The sequence below is a fragment of the uncultured Blautia sp. genome (assembly GCF_902497045.1).
GTDB lineage: Bacteria > Bacillota > Clostridia > Lachnospirales > Lachnospiraceae > Blautia_A.
Map to the genome: position 1 here is coordinate 1 of NZ_CABVDF010000205.1, position 5,296 is coordinate 5,296.

General features: G+C 42.6%; 7 protein-coding genes. All 7 read left to right on the forward strand.

Annotated elements, in window-relative coordinates:
• Positions 1-962, forward strand: a 962-nt coding sequence (locus RDS42_RS12210; RefSeq protein WP_308783902.1) for a sugar ABC transporter ATP-binding protein, incomplete at its 5' end; no start/stop codon positions are given.
• Between the two features lie 11 nt (positions 963-973).
• Positions 974-1,996: an ABC transporter permease gene (locus tag RDS42_RS12215; protein WP_308783903.1), complete on the forward strand. Its 1,023-nt coding sequence runs from the start codon at positions 974-976 to the stop codon at positions 1,994-1,996.
• Positions 1,996-2,988 (forward strand): ABC transporter permease, encoded by a 993-nt coding sequence (locus RDS42_RS12220; protein WP_308783904.1) that lies wholly within the window; start codon positions 1,996-1,998, stop codon positions 2,986-2,988. Before RDS42_RS12215 ends, RDS42_RS12220 begins: the two co-directional genes overlap by 1 nt.
• An 18-nt stretch (positions 2,989-3,006) precedes the next feature.
• Entirely contained in the window at positions 3,007-3,753 is a 747-nt protein-coding gene (locus RDS42_RS12225) for a glutamine amidotransferase (protein WP_308783905.1), read from the forward strand.
• A gap of 44 nt (positions 3,754-3,797) precedes the next feature.
• Entirely contained in the window at positions 3,798-4,382 is a 585-nt protein-coding gene (locus RDS42_RS12230) for an RpiB/LacA/LacB family sugar-phosphate isomerase (RefSeq protein WP_308783906.1), read from the forward strand.
• Between the two features lie 84 nt (positions 4,383-4,466).
• A complete protein-coding gene (locus RDS42_RS12235) occupies positions 4,467-4,994 on the forward strand; it encodes a DUF177 domain-containing protein (protein ID WP_308783907.1) in 528 nt (175 codons plus the stop codon).
• A gap of 3 nt (positions 4,995-4,997) precedes the next feature.
• Entirely contained in the window at positions 4,998-5,180 is a 183-nt protein-coding gene (gene rpmF / locus RDS42_RS12240; RefSeq protein WP_177274295.1) for a 50S ribosomal protein L32, read from the forward strand.
• Positions 5,181-5,296 lie beyond the last annotated feature (116 nt).

The following is a 5,296-nucleotide window of genomic DNA, read 5'->3' on the forward strand; positions in this document are numbered from 1 at the left end:
AAAAAGAAGTAAGCGCATTGTTTAAAATTATTTTGAAATTAAAGGAACAGGGTATTGCAATCCTGTTTATCAGTCATAAACTTAATGAAGTGTTTGAAATTTCTGATCGTTTTACCATATTCCGAAACGGAGAGATGGTTGCAACAGGAAGCACCAGGGATCTGGATGATAAAAAATTTACTTACTATATGACAGGAAGAGAATTTAACGACCAGATTTTTGTACCGGAAAATATGTCGGACAAGCCAGTGTTTGAACTGAAAAATCTGACTTTGGAAGGAGCTTTTTCAGACATCAGTTTTTCCCTGCGAAGAGGAGAGATTTTGGGTATTACAGGACTCCTGGATTCCGGGCGTACAGAACTGGCGCTTTCTATGTTTGGTCTGAAACCGGCGGATTCCGGACAGATTCTGAAAGAAGGAACTCCTATAAAAGTTACCTGCCCCAGAGATGCTATTGAACAAAAAATAGGTTATGTGCCTGAGGACAGACTTTCAGAAGGTCTTTTCCTTACACAGTCCATCGGTGATAATATTATTATCTCCGAAATCGATAAACTTAAGAAGAAAAATGGACAGTTTGACCTGAAAAAACGCGATGAAGAGATCAAAAGATGGGTGGCAGAACTTGAGATCAAAACCAAAAATCCGGACAATCCGGCAACGACTCTTTCCGGTGGTAATCAGCAAAGGATCGTTCTTGCAAAATGGCTGGCCTGCAATCTGGATGTCCTGATTCTTAACGGACCTACGGTAGGTGTGGATATTGGTTCGAAACATGATATCCATATGGTTCTTCAGAAACTTGCCAAACAGGGACTTGGAGTGATAATTATTTCTGATGATCTTCCTGAGGTGATCCAGAACTGCAACAGGGTTCTGGTTATCAAAAACGGAAAGATCAGATCTGAGTATGACACACAAAAAGTCAGTGAACAGATGATCATAGACGATATGATGTAGGAGGCGGGCAGATGAACAAAAAAGTAAAAAAATTATTTCAGTCAAATGAACCTTACATATTTCTGATAATCATTGTACTGGGAATCGTTGTTCAGATCCGCTCCGGGCAGTTTTTTACCGGTAATAACATTGTTGACCTTTTAAGTGCGATGATCGTTCCGGGACTGTTTGCTATAGCGGAATTTATGGCGCTGATATCAGGAGGCATCGATGTATCCTTTCCGGCGCTGGCATCCCTTTCTGCATATGCCACAACAAAGATTCTTCTTGATAAAGAGTATGAAGGAAACGTATTCCTGGCATTTTTGATCGCTGTGCTGATCGGTGCGGTTCTGGGCGCGATCAATGGATATTTTATTGGATATCTGAATCTGAATGCTATGATCGTAACACTTGGTACTTCCAGTATTTTCCAGGGATTTATGCAGGGAACCTTAAGAGCAAATCAGCTTTCTGTAATCCCTCCGGGAATGAAAGAGTTTGGAACAGCATCTTTTATTACAGCCACAAACAAGGTAAATGGTTTAAGCTCTGTACTTCCATATACCTTCCTTATTCTGATCATTGTATGTGGTCTGATGTTTTTTGTACTCCGCTATACGATCTTTGGACGCGGTATTTATGCGATCGGCGGAAATGCCCTCAGTGCTCATACTGCAGGCTTTAATGTGAAACGGACAAAATTTATCATGTATATCATCATTGGCATGATCGCTTCTATTGGCGGTATCTGCCGGGTGTGCATGATGCAACAGTGCCATCCTACCAACATGCTTGGAATGGAAATGAATATTATTGCCGGAGTTGTTCTGGGCGGAGTTGCCCTTACCGGCGGCGCAGGTACCCTGACAGGATGTATGCTTGGTACTTTTCTGATCATCCTGGTACAGAATTCCATGATCCTTCTGGGAATTCCGACTACATGGAGTGATGTGTTTGTGGGTCTCGTTATTGTGATCGGTGTATCTCTGACTGCCCTGCAGTCTTCCAGGACCTCCAGAAGTAAAAAGAAAGCAGTAAAGGAGGGGGCATAATGAACAAAGCCAAAAGTATTTACAGAAAAAATCCAGAGGTAAGCAGGCTTTTAATGATCATGGTCCTCTGGCTGATCTTTATGATGTTTACTCAGGCAGAAAAGTTTTTTACAGGAAGAAACTTTCTGACCATGGCAGGTCAGTTTCCAGAGTATGGACTGATGGCTTTGGGCGGTATGCTCTGTATGATTACCGGCGGAATCGATCTTGCTGTAGTTGGAACAGCAAACATGGCGTCTATCCTCAGTGTATATACCATGATTCATTTCTTCGGAGAAGATGGAACTATGCCCATGGCTTTTTCAGTGGTAATATTCCTGATTGCTATCTTAACTGGTATTGTGGTAGGAAGTGTAAATGCGTTTCTTATTTCCAAACTGGGAGTACCGCCCATTCTTGCTACGCTGGGTGTGAATGAGCTCCTTACAGGTTTATGTATTGTTGTTACCAATGGATCAGCAGTTTCTTCTTTCCCAAAACAGTACTGCGATTTCTTTTCCGGTAATTTCCTGGGATTTATCCCCAGAAGACTGATCGTATTTATTGTTGTTGCTCTTCTTATCTGGCTTATGCTGGAAAAGAGCACCTATGGAACAAAACTTCGTCTTTATGGAACCAATGCACATGTTGCAAAGTTTTCGGGTATCAATACAACAGCTCTTTTATTCCGTACCTATATCACATCTTCTGTTTGTGCGGCATTGGGCGGACTGATGATGCTTGCAACATATTCCTCTGCAAGAGCAGATTATGGAAGCAATTATACGATGCAGGCGATCCTTCTGATTGTTCTTGGCGGTGTCAGCCCAAATGGAGGAAAAGGAAAAATTTCCGGAGTGATCACGGCAATCGTTCTTCTGAAGATGATCGAAGCAGGTATCAACCGCTTCAGAAGTGTATCTACTTATTATGTAACACTGATCTGGGGTGCAGTTCTGATTCTGGCACTTGTGATCGATTATTTCAGTCAGAAGCCTAAGAAAGCAAAATAATCAGAGAGGAGACAATTTATGGCAAAAAAAGTTTTATTTGCAGGTGAATCCTGGATGGCAGTCCAGACAGAAACAAAAGGATTTAACAGCTTTTCGGCAGCAAAATATGAAACAGGACTTGGCTGGATCGACAAAGCTATTGAAAAAGCCGGATATGAGCTGACCTATATGCCCAATCACATTGCAAATGACAGCTTTCCTTTTACCATAGAAGAACTGCAGGAATATGACTGCATAGTCCTGTCAGATATTGGCGCAGATACGCTGCTCATTCCCTCCGAAACATTTTCTTCCGGAAAAATGTTTCCTAATCGCTGTCAGCTTTTGAAAGAATATGTCCTTCAGGGCGGAGCACTTCTGATGTTTGGCGGTTATATGACGTTTAATGGAATCGGCGGGCAGGGAAAATGGTGGGCAACACCAGTACAGGATGTACTTCCGGTACAGCTTCTTCCGTATGATGACAGAATGGAACACTGCGAAGGAATTTCCCCGGAAACAATCCTGGCGGAGCACCCGGTTCTGGATGGAATCCAGGGAGAATGGCCGCGGCTTTTGGGATATAATAAAAGCATTGTAAAACCGGAAGCAGAATTGGTCGCGTCTATCTGCGGAGATCCTTTTATCGCAGTAGGTCAGTATGGAAAAGGAAGATCAGCAGTATTTTCCAGTGACTGTTCTCCTCATTGGGCTCCATTGGAGTTCTGCCAGTGGGAAGGGTATGACCGTCTTTTTAAAAATCTGTTGGATTATCTTACAGAATAGAAGTACAAAAAGGATATAAAAATAAGAGATCAGGAGGTAATGTGATGAAAACCATAAAAGACAAACAGATACTTGTAGGCGCGGACTTTGCAGGATATCCTTTGAAAGAGGCTGTTGTGGCTCATCTGAAAGAGTATGGATGGACTGTGACGGATGTAGGAGTACGCTCTCCGGAAGACGATGATACAGAATTAATGTTCCATCGGATCGGTCTTCGAGTAGGCTCTATGATCTCTGAAGGTGAATTTGAGCGTGCGCTGATCTTTTGCGGAACCGGAATGGGAATCCACATTGCGGCAAGCAAATGCCCGGGTGTCTTTTCGGGAGTAGTGGAAAGTGTTCCGGCAGCTCTTCGTGCCATTACAGGAAATGGAGTAAATGTTCTTGCTATGGGTGCTTTTTATGTGGCTCCTCAGATGGGCTGTGATATTGCGGATGCATATCTGACTCATAATCTGGGCGATGGTTACGAATACTGGCCGAATTTCTATGAATTCCATAAGCTTGCCTGTGATGAACTGAATGCCTTTGATTATGAAAAATATAAAGCAAATGGATTTAAACTGGAACATCTGGGAGATTATCCTTTAGAGCTTATGAGCCGTCCTGATATTTTTGACAAAAAATAGCAGAATTGTTGTAACAGTTGGAAAAATCCTTGACAAAGGGTTGCCTCCTATGTATAATTGACTAAGTGTGAATAGGAGATAATTATGCAGATTCATTTATCAGATGTTACATCCTGTGAGGGAAAAACCATACAGGTCAGCGCAGAGCTGGAACTTGAAAAAATAGAATTTCAGCTTGGGCAGTTCCCTGTACTGGAGAAAAAACCGGTAGAACTGACCATTACTAATACTGGCAATAAGGTTCTTGAGCTTAAAGGCAGCACTTCTGTGACTGTTGGGATGCCCTGTGACCGTTGTCTTGAGCAGGTGGCAGTGGAGATACCGTGTCATATTGAGCGAAAGCTGGATATGAAGCTTACAGATGAAGAAAGAGTTAATGATCTGGATGAGAGCAACTATCTCACAGGAATGGACCTGGATGTGGACCGGTTGGTCTATCTTGAGGTACTGATGAGCTGGCCTTTGAAGGTACTCTGCAGAGAAGACTGCAAAGGCATCTGCAGCCAGTGTGGGAAAAACCTCAACGACGGTCCCTGCGGATGTGCAGAGGAGCCGAAGGATCCCCGCATGGCAGCTATCAGTGATATATTTAGTAAATTTAAGGAGGTGTAACCTATGTCCATATGTCCAAAGAACAAGACATCTAAAGCTAGACGTGATAAAAGACGTGCAAACTGGAAGATGAGTGCTCCGAACCTGGTAAAATGCAGCAAGTGTGGTGCCCTGATGATGCCTCACAGAGTATGCAAGGCTTGCGGAAGCTACAATAAGAAAGAAATCGTTAAAGTTGAAGACTAATGAAACGTAAAAAGCAGAATCCTGTAAAGGGTTCTGTTTTTTTGATCTTTTTTGATGGAGTCAGCCAGATTCTTTTTGTTTAAATAATTTGCCCCTATTGGATGTCACAGATTGAA

Coding starts and splice junctions, on each gene's coding strand:
- RDS42_RS12215 (WP_308783903.1), top strand. CDS start 974: ATGAACAAAAAAGTAAAAAAATTATTTCAGTCAAATGAACCTTACATA.
- RDS42_RS12220 (WP_308783904.1), top strand. CDS start 1,996: ATGAACAAAGCCAAAAGTATTTACAGAAAAAATCCAGAGGTAAGCAGG.
- RDS42_RS12225 (WP_308783905.1), top strand. CDS start 3,007: ATGGCAAAAAAAGTTTTATTTGCAGGTGAATCCTGGATGGCAGTCCAG.
- RDS42_RS12230 (WP_308783906.1), top strand. CDS start 3,798: ATGAAAACCATAAAAGACAAACAGATACTTGTAGGCGCGGACTTTGCA.
- RDS42_RS12235 (WP_308783907.1), top strand. CDS start 4,467: ATGCAGATTCATTTATCAGATGTTACATCCTGTGAGGGAAAAACCATA.
- rpmF (WP_177274295.1), top strand. CDS start 4,998: ATGTCCATATGTCCAAAGAACAAGACATCTAAAGCTAGACGTGATAAA.